The organism is Croceicoccus ponticola (assembly GCF_004004515.1).
Classification (GTDB): domain Bacteria; phylum Pseudomonadota; class Alphaproteobacteria; order Sphingomonadales; family Sphingomonadaceae; genus Croceicoccus; species Croceicoccus ponticola.
The window spans coordinates 1,190,901-1,217,340 of record NZ_RXOL01000001.1; the positions used below are offsets into that span (position 1 = coordinate 1,190,901).

Annotated in this window: 23 protein-coding genes and 1 pseudogene; 5 read left to right on the forward strand and 19 right to left on the reverse strand. The window is 57.7% G+C overall.

Features of this window, described 5'->3' with window-relative positions; translation table 11 throughout:
• Positions 1-23: 23 nt before the first annotated feature.
• From EKN06_RS05680 to EKN06_RS05725, 11 genes are all read right to left on the reverse strand, one after another.
• Positions 24-1,196, reverse strand: coding sequence for an acyl-CoA dehydrogenase family protein (locus tag EKN06_RS05680; protein WP_127611834.1), 1,173 nt, complete (start codon positions 1,194-1,196; stop codon positions 24-26).
• Entirely contained in the window at positions 1,193-2,104 is a 912-nt protein-coding gene (locus tag EKN06_RS05685; protein ID WP_127611835.1) for a hypothetical protein, read from the reverse strand. Before EKN06_RS05685 ends, EKN06_RS05680 begins: the two co-directional genes overlap by 4 nt.
• A 46-nt stretch (positions 2,105-2,150) precedes the next feature.
• The gene (locus tag EKN06_RS05690; protein WP_127611836.1) at positions 2,151-3,116 is read right to left on the reverse strand and encodes a phytanoyl-CoA dioxygenase family protein; all 966 of its coding nucleotides are present in this window, start codon (positions 3,114-3,116) and stop codon (positions 2,151-2,153) included.
• A gap of 156 nt (positions 3,117-3,272) precedes the next feature.
• On the reverse strand, positions 3,273-3,680 hold the full coding sequence (locus EKN06_RS05695) for a Zn-ribbon domain-containing OB-fold protein (RefSeq protein ID WP_164843948.1): 408 nt from the start codon (positions 3,678-3,680) through the stop codon (positions 3,273-3,275).
• A gap of 1 nt (position 3,681) precedes the next feature.
• Positions 3,682-4,758 (reverse strand): thiolase family protein, encoded by a 1,077-nt coding sequence (locus EKN06_RS15600; RefSeq protein ID WP_164843949.1) that lies wholly within the window; start codon positions 4,756-4,758, stop codon positions 3,682-3,684.
• Between the two features lie 92 nt (positions 4,759-4,850).
• On the reverse strand, positions 4,851-6,479 hold the full coding sequence (locus EKN06_RS05700) for a class I adenylate-forming enzyme family protein (RefSeq protein WP_127611838.1): 1,629 nt from the start codon (positions 6,477-6,479) through the stop codon (positions 4,851-4,853).
• On the reverse strand, positions 6,463-7,344 hold the full coding sequence (locus EKN06_RS05705; protein WP_127611839.1) for an isocitrate lyase/PEP mutase family protein: 882 nt from the start codon (positions 7,342-7,344) through the stop codon (positions 6,463-6,465). Before EKN06_RS05705 ends, EKN06_RS05700 begins: the two co-directional genes overlap by 17 nt.
• On the reverse strand, positions 7,344-8,132 hold the full coding sequence (locus EKN06_RS05710; RefSeq protein WP_127611840.1) for a dioxygenase family protein: 789 nt from the start codon (positions 8,130-8,132) through the stop codon (positions 7,344-7,346). The genes EKN06_RS05705 and EKN06_RS05710 overlap by 1 nt, the downstream gene beginning before the upstream one ends.
• Positions 8,129-9,148 (reverse strand): quinone oxidoreductase family protein, encoded by a 1,020-nt coding sequence (locus EKN06_RS05715; RefSeq protein WP_164843951.1) that lies wholly within the window; start codon positions 9,146-9,148, stop codon positions 8,129-8,131. Before EKN06_RS05715 ends, EKN06_RS05710 begins: the two co-directional genes overlap by 4 nt.
• A gap of 8 nt (positions 9,149-9,156) precedes the next feature.
• Positions 9,157-10,494, reverse strand: coding sequence for an LLM class flavin-dependent oxidoreductase (locus EKN06_RS05720; RefSeq protein ID WP_127611842.1), 1,338 nt, complete (start codon positions 10,492-10,494; stop codon positions 9,157-9,159).
• Between the two features lie 165 nt (positions 10,495-10,659).
• Entirely contained in the window at positions 10,660-11,379 is a 720-nt protein-coding gene (locus EKN06_RS05725) for a GntR family transcriptional regulator (protein ID WP_127611843.1), read from the reverse strand.
• Positions 11,380-11,542: 163 nt separating this feature from the next.
• Here EKN06_RS05725 and EKN06_RS05730 point away from each other — a divergent pair.
• Positions 11,543-12,602 (forward strand): annotated as a pseudogene (locus EKN06_RS05730) (IS630 family transposase).
• Between the two features lie 16 nt (positions 12,603-12,618).
• On the opposite strand, the gene EKN06_RS05735 reads toward EKN06_RS05730, so the two are convergent.
• Positions 12,619-13,461, reverse strand: a complete 843-nt coding sequence (locus EKN06_RS05735) for an SDR family NAD(P)-dependent oxidoreductase (protein WP_127611844.1) — start codon at positions 13,459-13,461, stop codon at positions 12,619-12,621.
• Between the two features lie 202 nt (positions 13,462-13,663).
• On the opposite strand from EKN06_RS05735, the gene EKN06_RS05740 reads away from it, so the two are divergent.
• Positions 13,664-14,566 carry a hypothetical protein gene (locus EKN06_RS05740; RefSeq protein WP_127611845.1) on the forward strand — a complete coding sequence of 301 codons (903 nt, stop codon included), beginning with the start codon at positions 13,664-13,666 and terminating at the stop codon, positions 14,564-14,566.
• On the forward strand, positions 14,563-15,363 hold the full coding sequence (locus EKN06_RS05745) for an SDR family NAD(P)-dependent oxidoreductase (protein WP_164843952.1): 801 nt from the start codon (positions 14,563-14,565) through the stop codon (positions 15,361-15,363). The genes EKN06_RS05740 and EKN06_RS05745 overlap by 4 nt, the downstream gene beginning before the upstream one ends.
• Before the next feature lie 28 nt (positions 15,364-15,391).
• Here the strand turns inward: EKN06_RS05745 and EKN06_RS05750 are convergent, their stop codons facing one another.
• From EKN06_RS05750 to EKN06_RS05780, 7 genes are all read right to left on the reverse strand, one after another.
• The gene (locus EKN06_RS05750; protein WP_127611847.1) at positions 15,392-16,549 is read right to left on the reverse strand and encodes an acyl-CoA dehydrogenase family protein; all 1,158 of its coding nucleotides are present in this window, start codon (positions 16,547-16,549) and stop codon (positions 15,392-15,394) included.
• A gap of 13 nt (positions 16,550-16,562) precedes the next feature.
• The gene (locus EKN06_RS05755) at positions 16,563-17,756 is read right to left on the reverse strand and encodes an acetyl-CoA C-acyltransferase (RefSeq protein WP_127611848.1); all 1,194 of its coding nucleotides are present in this window, start codon (positions 17,754-17,756) and stop codon (positions 16,563-16,565) included.
• Entirely contained in the window at positions 17,753-18,076 is a 324-nt protein-coding gene (locus EKN06_RS05760; protein ID WP_164843953.1) for a non-heme iron oxygenase ferredoxin subunit, read from the reverse strand. Before EKN06_RS05760 ends, EKN06_RS05755 begins: the two co-directional genes overlap by 4 nt.
• A gap of 25 nt (positions 18,077-18,101) precedes the next feature.
• Complete coding sequence (locus EKN06_RS05765; protein WP_127612021.1) at positions 18,102-19,352, reverse strand: aromatic ring-hydroxylating oxygenase subunit alpha; 1,251 nt, start codon at positions 19,350-19,352, stop codon at positions 18,102-18,104.
• 14 nt (positions 19,353-19,366) lie between these two features.
• Positions 19,367-19,864 carry an aromatic-ring-hydroxylating dioxygenase subunit beta gene (locus tag EKN06_RS05770; RefSeq protein ID WP_127611850.1) on the reverse strand — a complete coding sequence of 166 codons (498 nt, stop codon included), beginning with the start codon at positions 19,862-19,864 and terminating at the stop codon, positions 19,367-19,369.
• Positions 19,865-20,009: 145 nt separating this feature from the next.
• Positions 20,010-21,173 (reverse strand): 3,4-dihydroxy-2-butanone-4-phosphate synthase, encoded by a 1,164-nt coding sequence (gene ribB, locus EKN06_RS05775; protein WP_338068071.1) that lies wholly within the window; start codon positions 21,171-21,173, stop codon positions 20,010-20,012.
• Positions 21,170-21,976: an IclR family transcriptional regulator gene (locus tag EKN06_RS05780; RefSeq protein ID WP_164843954.1), complete on the reverse strand. Its 807-nt coding sequence runs from the start codon at positions 21,974-21,976 to the stop codon at positions 21,170-21,172. Before EKN06_RS05780 ends, ribB begins: the two co-directional genes overlap by 4 nt.
• Before the next feature lie 141 nt (positions 21,977-22,117).
• Here EKN06_RS05780 and EKN06_RS05785 point away from each other — a divergent pair, with 141 nt between their 5' ends.
• Positions 22,118-24,358, forward strand: a complete 2,241-nt coding sequence (locus EKN06_RS05785) for an acetate--CoA ligase family protein (protein ID WP_127611852.1) — start codon at positions 22,118-22,120, stop codon at positions 24,356-24,358.
• The gene (locus EKN06_RS05790) at positions 24,348-26,432 is read left to right on the forward strand and encodes a 3-hydroxyacyl-CoA dehydrogenase NAD-binding domain-containing protein (protein ID WP_127611853.1); all 2,085 of its coding nucleotides are present in this window, start codon (positions 24,348-24,350) and stop codon (positions 26,430-26,432) included. Before EKN06_RS05785 ends, EKN06_RS05790 begins: the two co-directional genes overlap by 11 nt.
• Positions 26,433-26,440 lie beyond the last annotated feature (8 nt).

Here is a 26,440-nt window from a genome sequence, read left to right on the forward strand (position 1 = left end):
TGGAATTCTCGTGATCTCCGGTGTCAATACGAACGCGGCAGATCGAGCACGTGTTCGCCAAGGTAGGATAGGATCAAATTGGTGGAAATGGGAGCAACCCGGTAAAGGCGGGCTTCTCTGAACTTTCGCTCTACATCATACTCCTCCGCAAAACCGAAGCCTCCGAAAGTCTGCACACACATATCCGCTGCGGCCCAGGATGCATCTGCCGCCAACATCTTCGCCATATTGGCCTCGGCTCCGACATTCTCACCGGATTCGTAGAGATGCGCCGCGTGGCTGACCATCAATTCAGCTGCCCGCATCTGGGCATAGGCCTGCGCGATCGGGAACTGGATTCCTTGATTGCTGCCAATAGGCTTGCCAAAAACCTCTCGCTCGCGCGCATAGCCGCTGGCTTTTTCGATGAACCACTTGGCGTCACCTATGCATTCGGCCCCGATCAGGACTCGTTCCGCATTCATTCCGGCAAGGATATATCGGAAACCCTTACCTTCTTCCCCGACCAGATTTTCTGCGGGAATGCGAAGATTATCGAAGAAAACTTCGGTCGTGCTGTGATTCATCATCGTGCGGATCGGGTTGATCCGCAGCGCATCAACCGGTGCATCGCGCATATCGACAATGAACACGGACAGGCCGTCGACCTTCTTTGCAACCTGATCGCGCGGCGTGGTACGTGCAAGCAGGAGCATCAGGTCGCTGTGTTCCGCGCGCGAGGTCCATATCTTCTGGCCATTGATCACGTATTCTTCGCCATCACGGACTGCTGTGGTCCGCAGGCCTAGCGTATCCGTACCTGAGCCGGGTTCGGTGACGCCAAACGCCTGAAGCCGCAGTTCTCCAGAAGCAATTTTGGGCAGATATCGATGCTTCTGTTCGCTGTTGCCGTGACGTAGCAGCGTGTTCATAACGTACATCTGCGCATGGCAGGCAGCGCCATTACAGCCGTTGGCCTGCATCTCTTCCATAATCACGACAGCGGCAGACAACGTCAGACCAGAACCGCCGAATTCTTCGGGGATCAGTGCGGCCAGGAAACCCGCATTGGTGAGTGCAACCACGAATTCTGTTGGATAGCGGCTGTCGCGATCACATTCGCGCCAATACTCGCCCGGAAAGTCCGAACATAGCGCGCGAACGGCCCGCCTGATTTCCGCCAGTTCCTCGTTCTCGAAATCGGAAAGGCTCCTCACTTCTGGTCCTCCCAACCGTCAAAAACGTCGCCAGCCTCTTTCTGAACCATCGATGCCGCCTCCATCTGACCGTAAACGAGCGCGTTGCCGATTGTATCGAGCGTATCGGTTCTGGTGACCCCCCATGCCTTGCAGAGAAGGACGTTCTCACGGATGCCCTCAGCCAATCGCGTCATCACATGATAATACAGCATCGCCGTGGGCCAGACCTGCTTGGGGAGGTGGTAGAGCATGTTCTCGATTCGAGCCCGGTGGGTCTTAAGCAGGCTGGGGCGGTGTTCGACCATGAAGCGAACGTAAGGTGGAATTTCGCCGATGGTCCGCAAATACCAATCATAGAGGAGCGACTTTTCCTTATCGCTCAACCATGGATCGGAGAAATCCAGTCCGGAACGGAAGGCATCCAGATCGACCGACCAGCCTGCTGGGAATTTTGCCGAAACCTCCGGATTTTCCGGGAAATCGAGTCCCTCCATCGCCTCAACGATCGTTTCCATTCCTCGTGGACCTGCGTGGACGAAAGCGATCGCTATCATTTCTAGCGCCTGCGCCTTGCTGAGCCCGTCATTCAGGAATGAATGCATCACGTAACGGGCTCCCTGCACGTAGCCCATCAGCATGTAATAGGCGAGCGTACCCCCACCCATAACGGCCGGCTCGACCCGCAAGGTCAGGCTGCAATAAAGGCGATAGCGCTTGAGAACCTCGGGATTCTTGTCCAACCACCAGTTCAGTCCCTGAAGTGGTAGACCAAACTGGGTCGAATAATGACCGCTGAACGCATCGATTTCCGCCTGCGTGATCTGGGTAGGAGCCGAAAGGTCCAGTCCGCGATGCATCCAGTTTCCTTGGGAAGGATCGAACCCTCCGCTCAATCTACGCAAGTCTTTCGTTGAAATTTCAGCCATCACATGCCTTCGATCTGGAATATTGTTAAAAGCGGGGCGCAACCAATCACCGCGGGGGCCGCAAGATCAAGGCCCGTCCATTCTGGGCCGAAGCCAGTACGCGGTCCCCAGCCCGCAACAGCCGGCGCAATTCGCTCACCGGCAACCGCGCACCCGACGTCCAGCGACAATAAGTATTTTCGTCGATGGCCAGTTTCGTGACCCCGCCCTCATCTTTCCGCACTTCGATGGCATCTTCGGTAAAACTGAGAACCTCGCCCAAAACCGGCAGAGTGCCGGAACGCGGCGCTACGCGCAGGTCCATAGACATGCGAAAACGGTCCGACGTATTGGGCAAACCGCTATGCGGCGTAAACTTGTCGAACATGACCAGATCGCCGGGATAATAGGTTTCGCGCGCCCAATCGTCTTCCGGCAGGACGCCCGGAGGAATTCGGAAACGCGGATGGTCATTCAGATCATGATAGAATTCACCATGATTCAGGCCGGGAACAACCGACAATCCGCCAATCTGCTCATCGATTTCCATCAGCGGGACCCAGCACGTGTAACATTCCATGCCGATGTTGTAGAAACCGTCCTGATGCCGACCGATGAGCGGATCTTCCGGCAATTCGGCCACGGGGGGAGTAATCCGGTATTCGACGATCGGAAACCAGAACGGCCGATCACCCAGAAGAGATGTAAAGAACGCCTCGATAGCCGGCTCTTTGACAAATTGTTCCCAGACCTTGTCCTCATGCAGCTGCTCGATCTTGAGCGGGAAGTCGCTGAGGTCTGCGCCATTCCAGATCGGCTTCTCCGCGGCTGAATCTATCACCCCCAACTGCTTCAGAACATCTAGGTATCTGACCTTCAACCGGGACACCGCGCCCAGATCCAGGACGTTCCGGAAATAGGCATGTCCGAAGCGTGAAATCGTCTCGAAAACAGCATCCGGATCGCCAACTTTTCCAGTCGCGTCATTTAGATGCTTCATTCTTGGCAAGCCTTTTCCGGCAACGACCATCATTAAATACTCCCACCGCGCAGAACACGATTTGGATAGCGCCCACAGTGATGGGAGGTTAGCCGAAGTCGACGGTTCAGCGGCAGGCAAATCACCCGATTGGGTAAGATTTCGCGATATCGATTCTTTGCCTTCATTGCCTGCTGGCGGGCAAGCCAATCATAGGGCCCGAAAATGCGGTACCTTTTCACCATCATCTTCCAGCGCCGCGAAAAAAATCTCGACCGACTCGCCCATAACCGGAAACCGATTTGCAGGGCTAATCGCGAAATGGGCAAGCAAGCGAACCTGATCGACAAGTTCCACGAGACCAACTGCATAAGGCAATCGATCTTTCAGCGGCTCCTGAAATGCGCGGCGATAAGTAACGATGCTTACAAGTGTACCAACGGTCTCGGCCTCTCGCCACTCTACCACACCACCCGTCCGGAACGGGCTGACCGGACTCGGTGGCCAGAAATAGCGACCTGAAGAAAGGCAATAGGGCATAATCAGACACCCCTCCTTCGCTGCCTTCCAAAAAGGATCGTTCAAGAGGTTGCGGATGGGTTGTAGCGTTTCCACCATGCTAACCTCGTTCCAGAATGAGCGCATCTCCAGCAGGAGTTGCCCACATCGCCCGCCGACACCCGGCGACCTGGCGGGTACCACCTTCGCCGCGCAGTTGGGTGACAAGTTCTCGAATCTGACCCCATCCATTCATCTGAGCATGAGAGAGCTGTCCGCCATTCGTATTGACCGGCAATTCGCCATGTAGGCCGATACGGTCGTCCTGTACCCAGCCCAACGCTTCGCCCGCACCACAGAAGCCGAAATCTTCAAGGGCATAGAGCGGCAGAGGCGAAAATGAGTCATACAGACCGAGCAGATCGACATCGTCCGGTGAAATCCCGGCCTGGGCGTAAACGATTTGCGTCCGCGCCTCGGTCAAGGTCATCCGCCGGGTCGATTGCTGGGACATCCCCAACCCGACAGGGCCAAAGATAAATGTATCTCGACCGGCCCTAATCCCCTGCGCACCGTTGATCACAACTGCCCGATGATCGGCCGCGATCGCTTTCGAGACGATAAGGCAAATTGCCCCATCGCCCACCGGCGAACAATCGAGCAATCGCAGCGGATCGACAATAGGCCGCGCGCCGCGATAGTCGTCGATTGTCATCGGATCACGCATGACCGCTTCCGGATCCCGACCCGCATTTGCGCGGAAGGTCATCGGTATTGCGGCAAGAAGTTCTCGATCATAACCATAACGCTGACAATAGAGGTCGAAAGCCATCGCCGCGCCTGCGACAGGCGAGGCCATGCCGAGGTGGCCCTCTTCTCCATGCGGCCCGCCATTTTCCCTGAACTGTTCGTGATAGAACGGATTGTTCGCCTCCCCGATCCTGCCGAGATCGGAATTTTTCATGCCCATCACGCATGCGACGCGGGTCGCCATGCCCGACGCGATGGCCATCGCAGCATGGGCGATTACCGTCGCAGCGAAACGACCGTGCCCCCAGGTCTGAGCGCAGAAACCTGCGTCGATTCCCAAGGTCGCGGAAATGGTATCATAGTCGGCACCGCGCGGAGAGCCGACTTGCACGACCAAGCCGTCGATCTGCTCTTTGACCAACCCCGCATCGAACAGCGCATTGGTCAAGGCAGTTGCGATAAGAGAAAGGACCGATTGCTCGGGCCGTCTCTCGAAGCTACTGGCCCCCACTCCGACGATCGCGCATTTACCCCCTATACTCATACAATGTTCAGCCCGAGTTCGCGTCTTGCCTCTTCAGCAAGTCGGAATTTCGCGACTTTCCCGCTCGCCAGTCTCGGCAGGCTGGCCTCCGACCGGAAGAAAACATGCTGCGGCACCTTGAAGGATGCAGCGCGTTCCTTAACGTAGGACTGGATGTCATCCTCGCTCAGACGGGCGGACGGGTCGACAAATGCGACGACCAGTTCGCCCTTCACCGGATGCCCGACCCCGACAACGTAGGCATCGCGCACATCAGGGTGCGCAGCAATCAGCTGTTCGATCTCGACGGGCGACACGTTGATTCCTCCCGACTTGATCACTTCCTTTAGGCGCGAATGGAAGATGAAACGCCCCTCGCCATCAAGGCAACCCAGATCGCCGGTATCGAAGAAACCATCGGGTCGCAGGGCCTTCGCTGTTTCCTCTGGATTATCGAAATACCCTGGGGTCGTGTAGCCGCGCAACAGGACCAGACCGGTTTCACCCTGCGGTAAGTCCTTGCCGGTTTGGGGATCGACGATACGCATTTCCATTCCCGGGAGCGGCCGACCGCTCGTCCCAAGCTTGATATCGAGCGGATCGTCGGGACATCCCACCGTCGCATTTCCATAGCTTTCCGTCAGGCCGTAAGCAGGTACCGCGCCCGTCACGCCCATCTCTACGAGGGTCATTCGCTTGTATTCCGCCACGGTCCCGGCATTGCCTTTCTGCAAGGTGCCGACCCGCGCGAGGGAAAAACCCGGATCATCAAGAATCGCGCGCGTCATGTTCCCGGTACCGTAATAGACCGTCGAACCAGTCCGTTCGATCACGTCAATGGCCATCGTTGCATCGAAGTGCCCCTGCAACACGAGAGTCGCGCCACGCGTGAAAGTGGCAGGAACGGCATTGGTCGCACCCAATCCATAGAACAGTGGCGAACCAAGCCACACAAGGTCATCCGATGTTATGGTCCGCGCGGCACCAAGGTCGAAACCATTGGCGACTACCCCTTTTCCATTGAGCATCACCCCTTTTGGATCAGCCGTGCTTCCGGAAGTGTAGAGGATAAAGGCCGTGTCATCGCCAGTCGCAGCGTTGACAACAAGGAGGAAGTCCTCGCGCGAAACGTCATGAGCAAGGTCGAGGAAATCCATCCACGAGCGGTAGCGGCCATGAGCTTCGCCGAGAAAGAACACCGACTTGAGGTGCGGGAATTCCGGTGACGCGATCGCCGTCGTTCCCGCATTCTCGATTTCTGGCACAATCGCGGTCAGCAAAGCCCGATAGTCGGTTTTCAGGAAGCGGTCTGCACTAACGAGAACCGAAATTCCGCAATGGCCGAGCGTCCAGCGCAGTTCGTACGCCTTGTACCATGTATTAAGTGGTACAAGGATCGCTCCGATATAGGATGTAGCCATCGACATCACGATCCACTCGGGCCGATTGCCGAGCAGCACTCCGACACGATCACCACGACCGACACCCAGTGCAAGCAGGCTCCGCGCAGCGGTTGTACTCAGATCCTGCAATTCGGCGTAACAGATCGCACTATCGAAATAGCAGACAGCCTTATGGTCCGGAGCCTTTGCGGCCCAGTAATCCAGAACTCTCGCCAGGCGATCTCCCTCAGGTCGCTGCATCATCTTCCTCGTTCAAGCTGGTATCCTCGAGAGCCCAGAGCCTCGCCATGTCGGAAACCTCGAGCATGACCGACTTGGCCCGGTTCAGCGTCTCCGCTGCAATTTCAATATGCCCGTCCTCCTTAAGTGTGCTCCAAAGCTGCTGAAGGACGTCCAACATGCAGGCAACGCCGCTGAATGGGTAACAAGCCATTGCAAAGCCAGCCCGGTTCAGAGCGTCGACAGTCGGCACAGGCGGCGCAACACCGCCAATCCAGACCATCGGCACGTCGGGCAACTCATCGCGCCAATCGATAAGGGTCGCCGGAGCGAGATCCAGCACCATGATCCCGTCCGCCCCGGCGTCGGCAAGGGCATTGCAGCGCGCAATGGTTTCCGCCTGGTCGCCGGTGACGCGCCATGTATCTGTGCGAGCGACGATAGCAAAATCCGGATCATTGCGCGCCGCAACAGCAGTGGTAACGCGACGGGCCATTTCCGCTTGCGCGACTACCTCGCCCTTGCCCCGGTGGTAAGCCGGACTCTTGGGATAAGGCTGATCGTCCAGGTGCAGCCCTCCCGCACCCGCCGCCTCGATGTCGCGCACCGCAAGGTCGAGATGGGACGCCGAACCGAACCCCGCTCCAATATCGACGAACACCGGAACATCTACCGCGCGGACAACGCGCGAAACGATCGCGACCGTTTCGGTCAAGGTCAGGAATGGCTGCCCCTTGGCCAAGCCGAGCGCCATGGCATTACCGCCGAGGTAAACGGCCCTATGCCCTGCGTTCTCGATAACTTTCGCCGCCAGCGGATCGCCTGCACCCGGCGCAACAACCGTGCCGACTTCGCGGAGTAAAGGGCCGAGGAGAGCCCGGAGTGGCATCAGTCGCACAGCCCCGGCACCGCCAGATCGAAGCGTGCCTCAAATTTGTTTGCATCTTCGACCGAAGGCTTCATGTCGATGATGAGATCATCGCTGACCGCACCTTCCACGTAGTCGCTGGCCAGATAGGGATTGCCGGGAATGAACAACTGCGTCGTCAACAGGCAATCGTCACCTGAAAAGACTTTCAGGTGGATATGCGCGGCACGGCGGTTGTGGCGGCCCATCGCGCGAAAAAGCTCTCCGATAGGATCGTCGTCATGGTCCGAATAGTCCTTGGGCACGGCCGTCAGAACGCGGTAATTGCCCTCATCGTCGACTGCGACGCGCCCCGAAAGATGACGACCAACGCGATCGTAGTGTCCTTCATGATCGGCCTGCCAGACATCGAGTACCGCGTCTTTCAAAGGCTTGCCGGTCGCAGCATCGGTAATCTTGCCGGTAAGTTCCAGCACGGGTGAGCCGAACGGTATCGGCTCTTCGAACAGATTGCCGTCAGCGCGGACCGGGCTGCCCAAGCGATGGAATGGCCCCTCGAGATTGGGCCGGGTTGCGCCTTCTACGTTTCTCGTCACATCGACGCTCGTCATCGCGAGAGCGACGTCGATGATGCTTTTGCAAAAGCCGGCCTGGCCCAGTCGGTTCAGGTAATCGCCCGCAACGTGCAACTCGTCCTGCGTGATTTCATATTCTCTGACGACTTCCTTCATCTTGCCGACGACGGCAGCGTAGATGGCTTTCAGGCGTTCATGGCCGGGATGGTCGAAATTGGGATCTATCTGTTTCATGGGATCAATACAACGCGGCCATTGACCGCGCCTCCTTCGACGAGTTCATGTGCGGTGGCGACGTCTTCCAACGGTAGCCGACTGGCGATGTTGGGCTTAACGATGCCCCATTCCGCCAGGACGATCGTATCCTCGAGCTGGGTGCGGCTTACGCTACCAACGCCAAGGATCTTTGCCCGCTTGAAGAATATTCGTGCCGGATTGATGGAGACTTCCTCTCCGAAAAGCTGGCCGACCATCGCATATCGGCCGTGTACGGCGAGACTGTCGTAACTCGCGTCAAACACAGCGCTGCCGACATTGTCGATCACGACATCGACGCCCTGCCCCTTTGTCAGTTCGCGGACCCTTGGCGCGAAATTCTCGCCCGTTTCTGCAATGACGACATCTGACGCCCCCAGATCGCGCAACGTTTTCGCCTTCTGCAGGCTGCGCGTAATGGCAATCACGCGTGCGCCCGATGCCTTCGCGATCTGCATTGAGGGAACGCCCACCCCTCCTGTCGCCCCAGTGATTAGCACGGTTTCCCCGATCCGCACCTTGGCAACGTCCCGGACGGCGTTAAGGGCAACTCCTGCCGCAGGGCCCAGCGAGCAAGCGATGTCGGCACCCAACTCTTGCGGGATCCTGACGACAGAGTCTTGCGGCACTGCCACGTATTCTGCGTACCCTCCGCTGATGGGCTTTCGCCTCGCGCAGGTCGTTTCCCTGCCGTTGCGGCAGAGACGACAACGTCCACAACTGCTGAAAGCCTTCGTGCAGACGCGATCACCGACGGCAAGACCTTCGACGTCTGCACCGGTTTCGACAACGGTCCCGGCAATCTCCAGGCCGATGATGCAGGGAAACGACACGTCCCGGCGATAGGTGCCATTTCTCTCCACGACGTCCCGATATGATACGCCGCATGCCTCAACCTTCAACAACACGTCGTCGCGCCCAGCCACGGGGACTGGAACATCCTCGATCCTGAATACGTCAGGGCCACCTGCCTTGTGCAAAACGGCAGCCCTCATCGTTCTGATCATGCCGCAGGCGCAATATATGGAAAGCCATCGGCAGGACGCGCCAGGCCGAGATTTTCGCGGAGCGTGCTTCCCTCGTATTCCTTCCGAAACAAGCCACGCCCCTGCAACTCGGGAATGACGAGATCGATGATCGCCTCAAGCGCACCCGGCAGGTAGGCAGCAACGAGGTTGAACCCATCGCATGCCTTATCGCGGTACCATTCCTCCATCTGGTCGGCGACCTGCTTGGGATCGCCCTTCATCATGATGTGACCACGCGCAGGAAGAACCCGCTGATAAAGCTCGCGGATCGAATATCCTTCGTTATCCGAAAGCCGGCGCAATGCAGCCCTGAAACTGCCGATTCCGCGCGTTTCGGGCATTTCCGGCAAGGGGCCGTCCAGCGGATACTGCGTCAGGTCCAAGCCCGCGATCCGCGACAGGACCTGAATGCCAACCTGCTCTGGAATCAGGTCTTGAAGCTGTTTGTAAATATCTTCCGCATCCTGTTCAGTCTTGCCCACGAAGATGCTGGCACCCGGGAAGACCTTTACCTCATCGGGATGGCGCCCATGCTTGACAACGCGCGCTTTGAAATCGGCATAGAATTCCTGCGCCGACTCCTTCGTCTCTGTCACCGTGAAGATCACATCAGCGGTCCGGGCAGCAAGTTCCTTCGCCGCATCCGACGCGCCCGCGACAACGACGACGGGATGCCCTTGCGGAGGCCGGGCACAATTGAGCGGGCCGCGGACAGAGAAATGCTTACCCTTGTGATTGAGCAGCCGGACGCGGTCGCCACGCAGAAAAACGCCGCTCTCCTTATCCATAACAAAGGCATCGTCCGCCCAGCTATCCCACAGGCCCTTGACGACATCGACGAATTCCTCAGCTCGCTCGAAGCGCTCGGACTGCTCGGAATGCTCATCCCGACCGAAATTCATTGAATCCGCTGAATTGGAGGTCGTAACGACATTCCAACCGGCGCGCCCCTTGCTCGCCCAATCCAACGACCCGAAATGCCGAGCAATACTGTAGGGCTCCGCATAGGTCGTTGTCGCCGTGGCAACCAAACCGACATTCTTCGTATGCATCGCCAGTGTCGACAAAAGCGTGATCGGCTCGATTACCACCGGACGAACGGTGGGGTTCCGGCTCAGAAGATCGGGGTCCTCGATCCCATTAACGCCATTGCCATCTGCTAGGAACATCATGTCCAGCTTGCCGCGCTCGACCAACTTGCCGAGTTCGGCCCACCGTTCGATGTTAAATCCAGCGTCTGTGACTGCATCCGGATGCCGCCAACCACCGACGTGTCCTCCGGTCGGCGACATGAAAACGGACAGTTTAAGCATTCTGTGACCTTCTAACGTTTTTTCGATAGCAAGTTATCGACATCCGTCAGTGTCGACACTTTGGGGGTCAGGTCAAGCAGACGCACTGACTGAAACGTCTTTTCGCTCACACGAATTCAGACGGTTCGGCCAGGTCCGGCCAAAAGCGGTGCCAAAGAGAGACCTTCAGGCGCCGCCCTGCCGCAACTGATGATCGCGCTTGATCAGGGTAAAACCCCAGATCGTCATCGCTCGAATGAGTTCTGCCGCCAGAGGCTCGTCTCGCTCGGCAATGGCCAAGACAATGCGCTCATGATCCTGAATGGAGCGGCTCATGTCATTCCCACGCCGTCCGACGAGGCGTGAGACGCTCATTCGCATCTTCCACGTTCTCAGAAGTTCGAGCAAATTGGCGTTGCCGCAGTTTTCCGCCCAGTGATTATGCAATCCGCTGCGCGCAGCGGCAAACCCATCGAAGTCTTGCTTGTCTCGAAATTCTTTCATTTTTTCAAAACTGGAAATCGTATGCGAGATACTCGCGGGCGATGCATTCCGGACGTACAACTTGATCATCAAGCTATTGAGAGTGGCCCGGATCTCGTAGATTTGTTCCACTTCCTGAAGACTGATATTCGCAACGCGCGGGCGGCGGCGAGGCTGGATATCCACCAGCCCCTCTTTCTCGAGAATCATCAACGCTTCACGTATCGGGGTGCGGCTCGTCCTGAAACGTACAGCCAGGTCGACCGAATTGAGGTCCGCCCCGGGCTTGAGAATTCCATCGGTTATCGAACGGGCGATCTCGTTGGCAATCCGCCCGACAAGCGAATTGTTTCGCTCCTTGAGGTCGAGTTCCCCAGACAGGATTTCCGGGGCCGCAACATTGCTTTCTTCAGACTTTGGCATGTTTCTTGTCTACTATTGCGGACAGCAGAACACCAAACCTAATTTGGTGAATGCATCAGCAGCGCAAATGCAATTTATACCAAAACCTGTGGAATCTGACTCGTTGGGGCTTTCGAGGATTGCCGTGTCCTGATTCAACATCGCAAACTGGAAGAGGTTTGCGATGTCGGTTCCGATCAAGCTTCGGGATGATTTCAGTGCCGCAGATGTTCGGTCCCATGCCCGGCGCTGCAAGGATGGGGACAGGTGCGCCGATTGCTGACGATTGCAACAATCCTGGACGGCGGCAGCCGTTGTGACGCGGCCCTGCTGGGCGGCGTGACGCGGCAGATCGTACGGTACTGGGTGCTGCGCTTTAACGCCGATGGGCCGGAAGGTCTTGCGACACGCAAGGCGCCGGGGCCGCAAACGATCCTCAATGACGGGCACCGCCGCGCGCTGGAAGAGATCATCGAGGCGGGGCCGATTCCCGCTGCTCACGGCATCGTGCGCTGGCGGATCATCGACTTGGCCCAGTGGTTGTGGGACGAGTTCAAGGTGTCGATCAGCAAGCAGGCCCTCGGGCATGAGCTGCGGACAATGGGCTATCGCAAGCTCTCGGCCCGGCCGCGCCATCACGGGCAGCGCCTTTAGGATATTGCCGTTTTTAAAAAGCCTTCCACACCCGTCTGGCGCAAATCACCCGCAGGCTTCCGAAAGGAACGCCTGTATAGCTATGGTGGCAAGACGAAGCCCGTATCGGCCAGCAGACCAAGCTCACCCGGCGCTGGGCAAGGCGTGGCACCCGCCCCTGGGCGCCGAAGGATCAGCGCCGCTCCTCGGCATGGATATTCGGGGCGATCTGTCCCGCTGAAGGCAAGGCTGCCGGCATCGTCATGCCCAGGTGCAACAGCGAGGCCATGAGCATGCATCTCGAGGAGATCGCCTTCCACGTCGCACCGGGTGCCCATGCCGTCCTGCTGCTCGTTCAGGCGGGCTGGCATGGCTCGGCCGAACTGGTCGTCCCCGACAATATCACGCTCATGCCGCTGCCACCCAGATGCCCCGAGCTCAACCCCGTCGAGAATGTCTGGCAGTTCATGCGCGACAACTGGCTGTCGAACCGGATCTTCAAATCCTACGAGGATATCGTCGACCACTGCTGCTTCGCGTGGAACAAGCTCGCCGATCAGCCGTGGCGCATCATGACATTGGGGCTCCGCAACTGGGCCCACAGGTTCTGATCAGCGAGTCTTGGTATTAGAGTCTGAGATTGCCTCCATCAACGATCAGCGATTGCCCGTTGACATAGCCCGCCTCTTCGGAGGCAAGAAATGCCACCATTGAGGCCACATCCTCGGCGCGGCCGGGCCTGCCCACGGGAACATTAGGCATCATCTTCTCGATCGCGCCCTGATCCAACTCCGCTCCCCCTAGTTTCTTGCGCATTCCGCTAAGGCTTCGGTTGGTAAAGATGAAGCCTGGCAGGACGGCATTGGAAGTAACGCCATAGGGTCCCAGTTCGAGCGCCCAGGTTTGACTAAGTGCGATAACCCCAGCCTTCGAAGCAGCGTAAGCGGAATTCAGCTTGGAGCCGACCCGACCCGCAACCGAAGCGATGTTCACGATCCGGCCCCACTTTTGCTGCCGCAGATAGGGCGCAACCTTGCGCGCCATCTGGAACGTGCCGCAAATATTGATGGCCATCACCCGCTCGAACTCATCGATCGGGATATCATCAAGGTTGCCATGCGCCATGCTGAACGGCGCACCCGCATTGTTCACCAGAATGTCGATCGAACCATATGCAGCAATCGCCTGAGCGACCATTTCCTCGACATTGGCAACATTGCTGATATCTCCGGTGATGCAGGTCGCACTCCCGCCAGAACAACATATCTCATCGACAAGGGTTGTCACGCCACGCCAACTGGCTGCGCCCTCTCCAGCATCTGGCTCGAAACGGTCGCGCGCACCCTCGGCCTCGATATCGGTAACGACAAGCTTGCACCCGGCCGCCGCCAGCCGCCGGGCGATCGCAGCGCCGATACCATCCTGCTTACCGCACCCCGTAATCAACGCCACACGCGAGATTTCCGACATCAACCCATCCTCGAAATATCATAAATTCTTACATCGCTTAGTCTGCCAAGCGGTTTGTTTCGACACCTTTGTGAGGAAGACCATTCCTTTTCGGCTATGCGAATTAGCCGGAGAGAACCGAACGACAAATAGATTTCTGCTCCCGAAACCTTAGACTTTGACGATAGTTCATTTTCTAGACATCCTGCAGGAAGACGCTTTGATGGTTGGCACAGTACAAGAGCTCAGAGACATCAATCATGGGTTTGATCCTTCGATTGGGCATTGGGTCCATCGCGGACTGGATTTGTCCAATCCCACACAGCTTAGCCCCGAAGAGGCGCAAGCTTTTCGCGATCACTATGCCGCTCAGTTCGGGCATTCGCTCAACGGGCTGGATTGGTGGCTCGACCAGAACCCCGAAGTCCTGAAACGCTATCGACTCTACTGCAGCCTGACTTTGCGTGTGGAGCCAGCTATCACCGGAAATGGGACACTGACTTTCTATGCCATTCGAGGGTATTTGAAGGGCGTCCAATACGTGCTTCACAGTTGGCGGGCTCGCGGCGTCAGCAAGGCTCAGGCGCTGGAGATGCTTGCCATGGCATTCGTACATGCCGGACCACGTGGCATGGAAACCATTGCGGAAGCGGCAAAGGGCATCGAGTTCGAGGAAAATCCCGAAAAGGGCTCGAAATTTCCCGAAGGCTGGGCAGCTGATATTGAGGCTTTCCGGTCCGGCCTCGATTTCAGCAGCGTCGATTTATCCTCGTCGGAAAAGTCTAAGTTGTATGACTGGTATTTAGCCACCGTTGGCGAGATTCCGCCTTACGTCCGCTTCATGGCAGAACATCGCCCGCGACTGATAAAAACTCACCGGGCCCGGTTCGAAAACATGTTGTATCACCTCCCAAAGCAGATGTGGCCTACAACGATGCTCTATTATCACGTAATGAGCCGACTGGCTGAAGGCATTCGCGAAAATGTTCTGCTTTGCAAAGCCTGGGGCGTCACCAAGGCCGATACTCTCGATACCATTGGTAATGCGCTGGTCTATGGCCAGATGGAGGCTGCTACGATGATTCAAAACGAAGCGGGTGATGTCTTCGAGGGTTGGGTCGATTGAAACGCTGGCTGATTACAGGCGTTTCGGGCGGATTAGGCCTAGCTATCGCCCAGGCTGCACTTGATCGCGGCGACATGGTGTTCGGGACCGTTCGTTCAGTGGCTGCACGTAACCGCTTCGAAGAACTGGCACCGGGACGATCCGTTGCAGCGATACTCGACCTTAGCGATGCGAGCGTTGAAATCCGCGAAGTCGTTGAATCTGCCGCGACCGCTCTCGGAAACATAGATGTGCTGGTCAACAATGCCGGATATTGCCTACTTGGCGCACTAGAGGAAATCAGCGAGGCCGAAGTCGCTCATATCATGACCGTGAACTTTCGGGCGCCTCTGGAAATTATACGGGCAGCTCTGCCCTACCTGAGAGATACATGTGGGCGGATCATCAATATAAGCTCGATGGCGGCATTGCAGGGGACGACGGGATTAGGTCTTTACTGTGCTTCGAAGGCTGCACTGACCTCGGCGACCGAAACTCTTGATGCCGAACTGCGTCCGTTCGGCATTCGCGCCACCAGCGTAGAAGCGACAGCACTTAGAACAGGATTCGCCGGATCGGGACTGACCTCGGCGGCAGGTCGTTTACCGCAATATTCGGAAATGCGTGCGCAGCGTGAAACCGCATTTTCCCTTTCAAATAATAATCAGCCCAACGATCCTGCCGAAATCGCGCAGCACGTTCTCGAGCATGCCGACTCGACCAATCCGCCTGTTCATGTCGCGCTTGGTATCGACGCCGCAGTTAAGGCGGCAGCGATATGCCAAGCGCGGACTGAAGAATACATCAGCCAGCAGTGATTGGTTAGGCGGGGCCGAGCGCGCGCGATTACGCCGCCTCGACTTTCTTGATAGGCAGACGCTGTTCGAAAACGCCTTCGGCGATACGGTTCAGGAGTATCTCGATCGTTCCACCGGCGATCATCCATCCGCGCGTCCGGCGCAGGCAGTATTCGACCAGCGATTCTTCGCTGAATCCCGTTCCCCCCATTATCTGCATTGCCTCGTTTGCCATGGCGAAACCAGCACGGTTGCAGGCAACTTTTGCGATCGCCGTGTCCTGCGCGGAGGGGAACCCCGAGTCCGCCCCAGCGGCCGCGCGATAAAGCAGCAACTGCGCGGCTTCGGCCTGGATCTTCATCTCCGAAAATTTCCATTGCAAGCCCTGAAAATTCACCAACGGCTGCTTGAACTGATGGCGGATCAGTGCGTGCTCACGCGCTTCGTTGAAGGCGTAGCGGCCAAGCGCCAGCGCCCTCGAGCTATTGCCCAGCCGCTCCACGTTAAAACCAGAAATCTGCTTCTTGAACCCACCGGGCCCCAACACGACATCTTCCGGTCCAACATAGACATTGTCGAAATACAACGTGTTCCAGTCTTCACCCGACAAGAAACGTGATGGCTTGCCAAAACTGAAACCTTCCGCACCACGTTCGATCAGAACGGAGCCGATACCGTCGACCCCGGGACCGAAGCGGACGTAAACAAGGAAGACGGTGGCGTGCAAACCGTGCGTCGTGAACACCTTCTCACCACTGATCCGCCAGCCTTTGCCATCCGGAACGGCGGTGGTGCTCAGTTCGGTGACCGCCGATCCGGCCTGCGGTTCGGTCATAGCTACGGCTATCAGGCCTTTGCCGGCCAGGAGCTTGCTGAGATATCGCTCCTTCTGGTCCTCTGTCCCGTACTGAGCAAGGACTCGGATCGCACCGAAGTTTCCAGCTTGAATGACATCGGCACTGCGCGGGCAAGCCTTGGCCACCTCTTCGATGGCGATAACGGCATCCATCAAGGTGCCGCCGACACCACCATCGCTTTCCGGCACAGTGATGCCCAGCAACCCGGCATCCGCCATCTGCTCCGCCACATCCCATGGATATTCAGGATCGTGGGCCCGGGCCAATGCGCCATCGCGCAAATTCCGTTCGGAAATGCCCGCAACAGAATCGCGAAACATGGCCTGCTCGTCGGTTAAGTTAAAATCCATAATCCTATTAATCTCACGCTTTTTCGAGAATGACGGCGATGCCTTGGCCGAGGCCGATGCACATCGTAACCAGCGCATAGCGACCTGCCCCGTTGTGAAGCTGTCGGGCGGCACTGAGTGCGATGCGCGCGCCCGACATGCCCAGCGGGTGCCCGATGGCAATTGCCCCGCCCATCGGATTGACACGGGCGTCATCGGCGGCGATGCCCAACTGCTTCATGCAACCCAGTGCTTGGCTGGCGAAAGCTTCGTTCAATTCGATGACGTCGATCTGATCGAGCGTCAGCCCAGCTCTGTCCAGCGCCTTGCGGCTCGCCGGCACGGGCCCGAGGCCCATCACCCGCGGAGCGACGCCAGCTACGGCGCTACCGACGATCCGTGCCAACGGCTTTGCCGATACCCGCTCCACGGCCGACCCGCTGGCTATAATCAACGCAGCCGCACCATCGTTCACGCCCGATGCATTACCGGCGGTCACAACTCCTTCGCGGAACAGCGTCTTGAGTCCGGCCAGCCCTTCAAGTGTCGTACCCGGCCGAGGGTGCTCGTCTGCCCCGACGATCGTGTCACCTTTACGTCCGGAAATCGCTACGGGCGCGATTTCACCATCGAAGAATCCGGCCGCTCGGGCAGCTTCGTACTTTACCTGCGAAGCGAAGGCGAAGCGGTCGGCCTCGGCACGGCTAATGCCCAGCTCTGCCGCAACGTTATCGCCGGTCTCCGGCATGCTTTCGGCGCCGAAATTCTGATGAACCTTCGGGTTGGGGAAACGTTCACCAAGCGCTTCGAAGATCGCGAGCTTGCGCTGGAATGCGGCCTCGGACTTGCTGATGACGAAAGGCGCCCGCGACATGCTTTCGACACCGCCGGCGACAAAGACATCGCCTTCATGGCACAGGATGGCACGACGGCAATCCGCGATAGCGGCTAGGCCGCTACCGCAAAGGCGGTTCACGGTCTGTCCGGCGACTTCGACTGGCAATCCCGCCAGAAGGCCTGCGTGCCTTCCGACATTCCGCGCGTCCTCGCCGGACTGGCTCGTACAACCGGCAACGACATCCTCGATCGATGCGGGATCGAAAGAAGATCGCGCGACGGCCTCCTTGATGCAATGAGCGAGAAGGTCGTCGGGACGAACGGTCGAAAGCACTCCTCCTCGCCGTCCAACCGGGCTCCGGACTCCTGAGCACAGGAAGGCATCAGTCATGGCCGGCGCCCCTCTCCAACGTAAACGGATCCGCCTTCGACCTTCACCTCGTAGCAAGCCACGTCTTCATAGGCAGCTCCTCCCTCGATCACCTTACCTGTCCGGATCTCGAAACAGGACTGGTGCAGAGGGCATTCGATAAGGCCATTTTCCAGCCATCCTTCGGAGAGGCGCACTGTTTCATGCGGGCAGACGTCACCGATTGCGTAGATGTCATCTCCTTCGCGATAAAGCGCTATCGCCTCACCCTTGCGTTCCGATGCGAACGCCTCCCCTTCGACGACTTCATCCACAGAGGCGACACGAACCCATTCATTCATTTCGGCTGATCCCATAGGAGGCACATTAAAGCCCCATCTCGCGGCGGTAGAAATCATAGAATGCGCGGATCAGGTTTTCAGTCATCATCGTGCTCTGCGCCTCGGTGCCGTGGCCACCCATTTCGATAACTTGCTCCGCATCGGGGCGGCTCTCGACCACTGGCTGCATCAACGCGAGCATCTCGCTGTCCTCAAGGGATACGAAACCCGCAGGGCCAACAAGATTGCTCTGTTTGAGCCGCAGTTCGCGGACCTGTTCGTCATCGTCCGCATAACCAAAGTACGTCCATGTCAGCTCGTGCTTGCCGGGACCCTTGAGGATAATGTGTCGAATGACCAGGCAGTTGAAGTATTGCTGGACGAGGATCGTCGGGAACACCTGGAAGGCCCCCATCATCCCGTCTTGGAATTCGTCAACGACAGAGTTCACGACCTCCTTGTCGCGCATTTCGAGATCGCTGCGAATGCTCTTGATCTGCCGCGAGGCTTCGCTGGTCGAATTGCGCAATTCTGGATTGTATCGGGAAAAGGTATATTCGTGCCGCCCTTCCTGCAGAGGAACACTGTCATAGTCTCCGTCGGTTCGAAGGATTCCAAAAGTCGACAGGAACGGATGCATCAGTGTCGCATGATAAGGATCGCGACTGTTTTCCCAATAGAGCTTCCAGTTACTGTCGACGATCTGCCGGCTGTATCCAACCAGACGCAGCGGACGGCGGGAAACCAGCCTGTCGAGCCGCTCGAGAATTTCTGGTCCGAGATAGTCGTCCAACGGCGGCACGTCGTCGCTGTAGGTTGCCCAGATCGATCCACCGCGCCGCGCCACTCTCAGCTTTGTCAGCCCGTGTTTCGACTTGTCGAAGTCACGGGGCATGCCACCCTTTCCGCCGGCTCCCCGCAGGAACGGCAGCCCCATCAAGTCGCCTCCCAGATTGTAGGCCCAATGATGGTAAGGGCAGGTGATGTCCTTGGCCTTGCCGCTGTTTTTCCAGCACAACATCGCGCCGCGATGCGCACAGCGGTTTTCCATGACGTGGATTTCGCCATCTTCGGTGCGGGTCACGAGCACGGGGCGCTCGCCGACCCAGCTTCGCTTGTAGCCTCCCGGCTCGATTTCGCAGTCCAGTCCAACGTAATTCCACGTATCGCCGTAGTGGAATGTTTCTAATTCGCGCGCATATATGTCCGGATCAGAGTAAATCCATGCCGGTACTCTAATAACACCTTCCTTTGGCCAGCTACGTTCAATATTCTTGTCCTGTTTCGACTGGGGCATGATTGTACCTCGTTTCAAACGGGAATGACCAAGGTGGTACGAATTCGGTAATTGTCGTAAACACAAGTCCTATCGCGGATCCGCAACATTGGACCAGAGCGTTCTATCTCATCGAAATATTGCCCTACCATTAAGATCTGTGGCTCCACCTCGAGCAGAGATTCGACGATCAGGAAGTTCGCCATGGTGCGATATGATCCGTCATCGAGCGTTTCGAGCACGCGCGGCCCACTGATGAAATGACGCAGAGAGCGCGGTTGATAGAGCGCGGCCTCCCGGATCGCGACGACCCGGTCATGAATCATCGCACGACCCGCACAATAGATCGGAGCATGCTCCAGACCCGCATCGTAGTTCTCTCGCGGTATGATGCGGTAACGGGCCTGCTCGGTGAAGAAGTCAGGGAAGTCCTCTAACCTATCCGTATCGAGGCAATGTGCGAAATCCTCGTAAAATTCGCGTAATTTGGAGCGGCACAATTCAATCGTGGCGTCTTCCTGGGCGACAGTCATGATTTTCCTCGCATCCTTCTGGCTTTCTGGCGACACATAAGGGCCAGCACCGTACGATGACCAGCCCCGCGAGGCCCCGTCACGCGCACCAGAGCCTGAATTCGTACTGACGAATTTTTGCGGCGCGCAAGCGAGGCGAACTGCGTTAACCGTTGGCGCACGCTTGCATTGAATCTTCGGACATCAAGCCCAACGCTACAGGTCTGGTTGCGACAATATTCAGGCCATATCCCTCGATCGCAGCCATGCGCGGAGAGCTGGAGCTGACAAAGATCATGTCGGTCACTCCGAGGTCGCGCAGAATATGGGCGCCCAGTCCATATTCGCGCACGGAGAGAGCCGGACCAGATGAGGGCATACCATTGCTGTAATATTCCGACCAGCTCAGCTCCGCATTGCGGAGGAAGACCATGACGCCGGGGCCGTCGTGCTCGCCAATCATCTCGATGGCTCTGTCTATCACCTGTGCTCGCGGGCCGGCATGGCCCAGCATGTCCATTGCGAGGTCGATCGGATGCACTCTCACCAAGGCAGGTTGCGAACCGATCTGACCTCTGACCAAGGCGGCATGTTCACGTCCGTCCAGTAAATTGCGGTAGATCACCATCCGGAAGTCATGGCCCGAACGGCTTCTGAACGGGGCCTCGACGACCCGCTCCACCATTTTCTCGGTACGCCGGCGGTATTCAATCAGGCTGGCGATGGTGCCAATCTTCAGACCATGCCGACTCGCAAATCCTATCAGTTCGGGCACCCTTGCCATCGTGCCATCGTCGCTCATCACTTCACATATTACCGCCGCCGGGATCAGCCCGGCAAGCCGGCAAATGTCCACACTCGCTTCAGTGTGGCCAGCCCGCGCCAACACGCCGCCGTGGCGTGCAACCAGGGGGAAGACGTGTCCGGGACTCACCAAATCATCCGCGATCTTGGTGGGATCGATTGCCACCGCAATGGTGCGTGCGCGGTCTTGCGCCGATATTCCCGTTGAGACGCCTTCGCGAGCCTCTATGGAAACCGTGAAGGCCGTCTTGTTTGCACAGGCGTTACGACGGGCCATCGGGGACAGATGCAACTCACTCGCCCGCTCTTGCGTCATCGCGACGCAAACGAGTCCACGACCATGGGTCGCCATGAAATTGACCTGCGAAGGCGTGGCGAATTGCGCGGGAATTATGATATCACCCTCGTTTTCACGGTCTTCCGCATCAACAATTATGAATGCGCGCCCGTTGCGGGCTTCAGCCACGATTTCCTCAGGGGAAGCGAACATCTCGGAGTGGGATATTGTCATTTTATCCAGCTTCAATTCTGCGCGTAACTGATCGCACGGGGGGACTTGCTTTGCATCGCGGTATTGGAAACCGATCCAGTTTCGACCAGATCGTTGGCCACTCTGATAAGGCCTAGCCGACGGCATATGACCACTCGAAGCATCCTGACGATTTGCGCTTCTTCGGAAGGTTCCGCAGTCTTTACACAAATTGCGACCTGCTCTTCCTTTCCGGAGTTCGGGATGAGCATTGCGATGCTAAGCACGCCGCCATCCAGGCTACGCGCGTATCCTTGCGCAGCAGCGACATCGAGTTCGTCCGAGAGCGCATCATAACGAATGCGATCCTCATCGCGTTCGACGCTGGCATTGAGGCGATGAACGTACTTGCGAACGAGCTCACGCCCGCAAGTGAGAAGAAGAGCCTTCCCATCAGCACTCGACAGTATTGGCAAAACTTCCTGGTGCACTGGCAGGTTCTCCCCGCTCGGCACGACATGCAGGCAATAGAGATCAACCCCGGAATTGCTCGACAGAATCACCGTTCGCCCCGTGCATTCCGCAATATCGTCCACAATGCCAAGCAGGTGCCCCGTACGGATCAGGTTGGGCTGGACCCAGCTACCCAGCATGCTGACGCGGATGGTCAACCTGAAGGAACGCCCTCTGGATCCTCGGCAAAGGTAACCGAGCGCGACCATGTAGTTGAGAAGCTCCGACGCGCTGGACTGGGGGTAGCCATACCGGTCTGCGATCTCGCTGACCGTCGCCTCAGGGTGGAGCGCATCGAAATACTCGAGGATTTCGAAGACGCGCTGAGCCGATTTTACCGGCTTCACGTCGTAAGGTCTCGCCACGGCAACTTCTCCTCGTTTGGCCCTGACGCCTCGCTGGCGTTCTATGCGGAGAAAGATATGCTCAAAAGGACGATAGTGTCGACACTTTTTTCATAGTCGTCCGAGGTTCCATAATTTTTCGCAATGAAACGGCATATTTCTAAGGAGTTTCGCAGAAAATTCGCTTACTCGATATCTCCCTATGATGTTCTGTCGACATTTTTGTTGCCTGCCGATTCCTGTATTCGTTCAGCCATCATGCAATCCACACACGACAATCAGGCAGGCGGAATGAGGGCTTTTTTCAATCCGCGATCGATCGCAGTCATCGGCGCTTCAGATGATCCGGCACGCATCGGCGGACGCACGATCAGTAACCTGATCCGCGGCCACTTCGCTGGGCCAATCTATCCTATCAACCCGTCAAGAAGCACGATCCAAGGCTTGAAGGCCTATGCTACGCTCGATGCTGTACCCGCTGATGTCGATTGCGCCATTATCGCGTTGCCTGTCGATCTTGTCCTGAATGCAGCGCGGCAATGCGCGAACAAAGGCGTTGCTGCCTTGGTTATCTTCAGCGCAGGCTTCAACGAAGCCGGACGCGATGGCGAAAAGCGGCAACAGGAACTCCGCGAAATCGCAAACGCCGGCATGCGCATCATCGGGCCAAACTGCCTCGGAGCATTCAACAGTCGCAACGGCGCCTGGCTGAGCTTCACCACGATGTTCCAGGAGCCCAACGAAAACGCCTGTATCGGCATCGTCAGCCAGAGCGGAGGTTCGGCTGCGCACATCCTCAAGCTTGCCCAGAAGCGCGGACTAGCCATCAGTTCACTGGTTACGACGGGGAACGAAGTCGATGTAGATTTCGGCGAGGCGCTGAAGGCCATGGCTTACGATGACAGTGTCCGCGTCATCGCTGGATATATCGAAGGGATTCGGAACAAAGAGAATCTCCTCGCCGGTTTGCGCGCGGCCCATGCGGCACGGAAGCCGGTCGTGCTGCTGAAGGTTGGACGAACCGACGCCGGCGCCAAAGCGGCCGCTTCGCATACGGCCTCAATGGCGGGCGAGGACCTTGTATACGATACGGTCTTCAACGAATTTGGTGTCTATCGCGCGCGGACGACGGAAGAACTGCTTGACGTTGTATATGCGGCGTCAAACCGGCCGTTATTAGGCCGGATCGAACGACTTGGTGTTGTCACGATTTCTGGCGGAATGGGCGCACAGATCGCGGATGCCGCAGACGATTGCGGCATATCGCTGCCATCCCCTCCAGACGATGTTCGCGCCAGATTGAAAACTCTTTGCCCGCCCGGTTCTCCCGATAATCCCGTCGATATCACGGCTCAATTGTCAACGGATCCCGGCCTGCTGACGGCGAGCATTCGGGCATTGATCGGCAGCGGCCAGTACGATGCAATCCTGGCTTTTTTCGGCGTCTACGCGAGCGTTCCGTCATTGGCCGAACAATTCGCCAAGGATCTGGAAGACCTTCACAGTGATCATCCCGCGGTGCCGATCGTGTTGTCGATCGTTTGCGATACGGCGCGAGCCCGCGAATACATGGACCTCGGATACCTTGTCTTCGAAGAACCTGCCCGCGCAATTGTCGCGCTCGCAGCCCTGAACCAGTTCGCGAGCGCATTCGTCAAGCCTTTGCAGGACAAGTCAGCGCCAGTGAAATCAGCGAGGATCGAGGCTGGCCACGCATTTGACGAGCGCGAAGCCAAAGCCATTCTGACCAACATCGGTATCTTCTCGCCGTCCGAGATCACTTGCGCGAGTCCTGACGAAATCGCCACCGCCACGACGCAATTACGGTATCCGGTTGCGCTCAAGATCCTGTCTCCGGACATTACGCATAAAACTGATGTCGGGGGCGTCGTCCTCGGGCTCGAGACGCCAGACGCCACGGCAAACGCGGCTCGGGACATGTTGGTCAATGTACGCAGACACGCCCCCGGCGCCCACATATCGGGATTTCTGATTTCGGAGATGATCGGAACGGGCCCGGAACTGATCGTGGGCACCCGCCGCGATCCATTGTTCGGCACGCTCGTGATGGTCGGTACCGGCGGTGTGACGGCGGAACTGATTAAAGATGTCACGCTCGCGCTCGCCCCTGTGGACCGAACGGAGGCAGAAGGCATGTTGCGGCGTCTGCGTTGCTTCGAATTACTCAACGGCTATCGTGCCACTCCGGATGCGGACCTAGCGGCGGCAATCGATACGATCGTTGCGATCTCCCGACTGGCTGCCGCCAATCCGGACACATTGGAAACCGTCGAGATCAACCCTCTCCGCGTCATGCCAAAAGGTCAAGGTGCATATGCGCTGGATGCGGTGATAGAAACTGTGGGGACGGACCATGACAATTGAGACCAGAAAACTAGACAACGGCCTCCTCCTGATCGTGGCTGAAAATCCGCCGGTCAACGCCATCAACGCAGCAATCCGCCAGGGGTTAGTCGGCGCTATCGAGCAAGCGAACGGAAGTGACGACGTTGTCGCAATTGTGCTGTCCTGCAAAGGACGCACATTCTTTGCCGGTGCGGACATCAAGGAGTTCGGCAACGCCCGCAAAGAGGGACCGACACTGCACGAAGTCTGCCAGAAGATTGCCCACTCGACCAAGCCAGTGGTCGCTGCCCTGCACGGCACGGTGCTTGGAGGCGGATTGGAAATTGCCTTGGCTTGCCATGGCCGCGTCGCCGTTGAAGGCACGACTTGCGGCCTTCCGGAAAGCCAGCTCGGTTTGATCCCGGGCGCCGGCGGCACCAATCGCCTCGCGCGCCTGATTGGCCCCAAAAAGGCTCTCGAATTTGTTGTCAGTGGCAAACAAATCGGTGCAGCAAGGGCCGAGAAGCTGGGCGTACTGGACGAAGTTGTGGCGCAGAATGAGGTGGCCGCTGCGATTTCCTGCGCCCTCAGGATGGCGCAACGTGGTCGGTTCAAGTCTTGGAGCGACGATTTTCCAGCCGATTTCGTCGTTTCGACCTTCGAAGACTTTGCGCGAAAACTGACACAGAAGATGGCGAACCAGGATGCGCCTGCCGCCTGCGTCCGATCTGTCCAACGGGCAATGACCATGCCATTCGAGGAAGCAATCGCCGCGGACCGGGAAGAATTCGCGCGCCTCTCCGCTGGCAATCAGTCTCTGGCGCTCCGCCATGCATTTTTCGCCGAAAGGGCCGCCGCCAAGCCGAAAGGCTTCGACATTCCCGGTCCGGTTAAGTCCATAAGTAAGGTCACCGTCATCGGCGCCGGAACGATGGGGACCGGGATAGCCATGTCATTCACCGCTGGCGGGATCCCCGCAACCCTGATCGATACGACCCAGGAAGCGCTGGATCGCGGGCTCGATCGGGTTCGGAACCTACTGGCGACATCGGCCCGCCGCGGTTCCATTTCTGAGGAACAAGCGGAACAACGTTTGGCCCTATTGCAGTGGTCTCGCGACATCGAACAAGCGTCCGACGCCGATCTGGTCATAGAAGCCGTTTACGAAGACCTTGCGATCAAACAGGACATCATCACGAGACTCGACGCGCTCTGCGATCAGAGCGCACTGATCGCGACGAATACATCCGCGATTGACATCGACCTCATCGCGAAAGATGTCCGAAACCGCGACCGGTTTGTCGGCCTGCATTTCTTCGCTCCGGCAAATGTGATGCGGCTCGTGGAGGTCGTCCTCGGTAAGGAAACATCGGCCGAAACGATCGCAGCCTCGCTCTGGATAGCGAAGAAGATAGGCAAGGTTCCCGTACTATCGGGGAATTGCGACGGCTTCATCGGCAACCGCATGGTCGCAAAACGTGGTGCGCAGGTTGACCGACTCTTGCTGGAAGGCGCCCTGCCTCAAGACGTGGACGAATCGCTCAAATGCTTCGGATTTCCGATGGGGCCCCTTGCCATCAATGACATGTCCGGTCTGGACGTCGGCTATGCGATCCGCAAGCGGCGCGGTACACCGTTCCCGATTGCGGATGCCGTGGTGGAGCATGGGCGGCTCGGGCAAAAGACCGGCGCGGGCTATTACCGTTATGAGGATGGCAACCGCACTCCGTTGCCCGATCCGGAAATAGAAAATCTTATCGCTTCCGTATCGAATGCACACGGAATTACGCGCAGGACATTCTCCCCGGACGAAATGGTCGCGAGGATGATCTACCCCCTCGTCAACGAAGGCGCGCGAATTCTGGAAGAAGGAATCGCACTGCGCGCGTCCGACATCGATGCGGTTTGGCTCAACGGATATGGCTTTCCACGCTGGCGCGGCGGCCCGATGTTCCATGCGGACAGCGTCGGTCTATCGGATCTGACTAAGACGCTGCGCGACCTTGCCCGGCTCACTGGCGACAATTCGCTGACCCCCGCCCCGCTTCTAAACAGGCTCGTGGCAGACGAGATGACTTTTACTGACCTAGATAAAGAAAATGCAGAAAAATGAGCAGTACA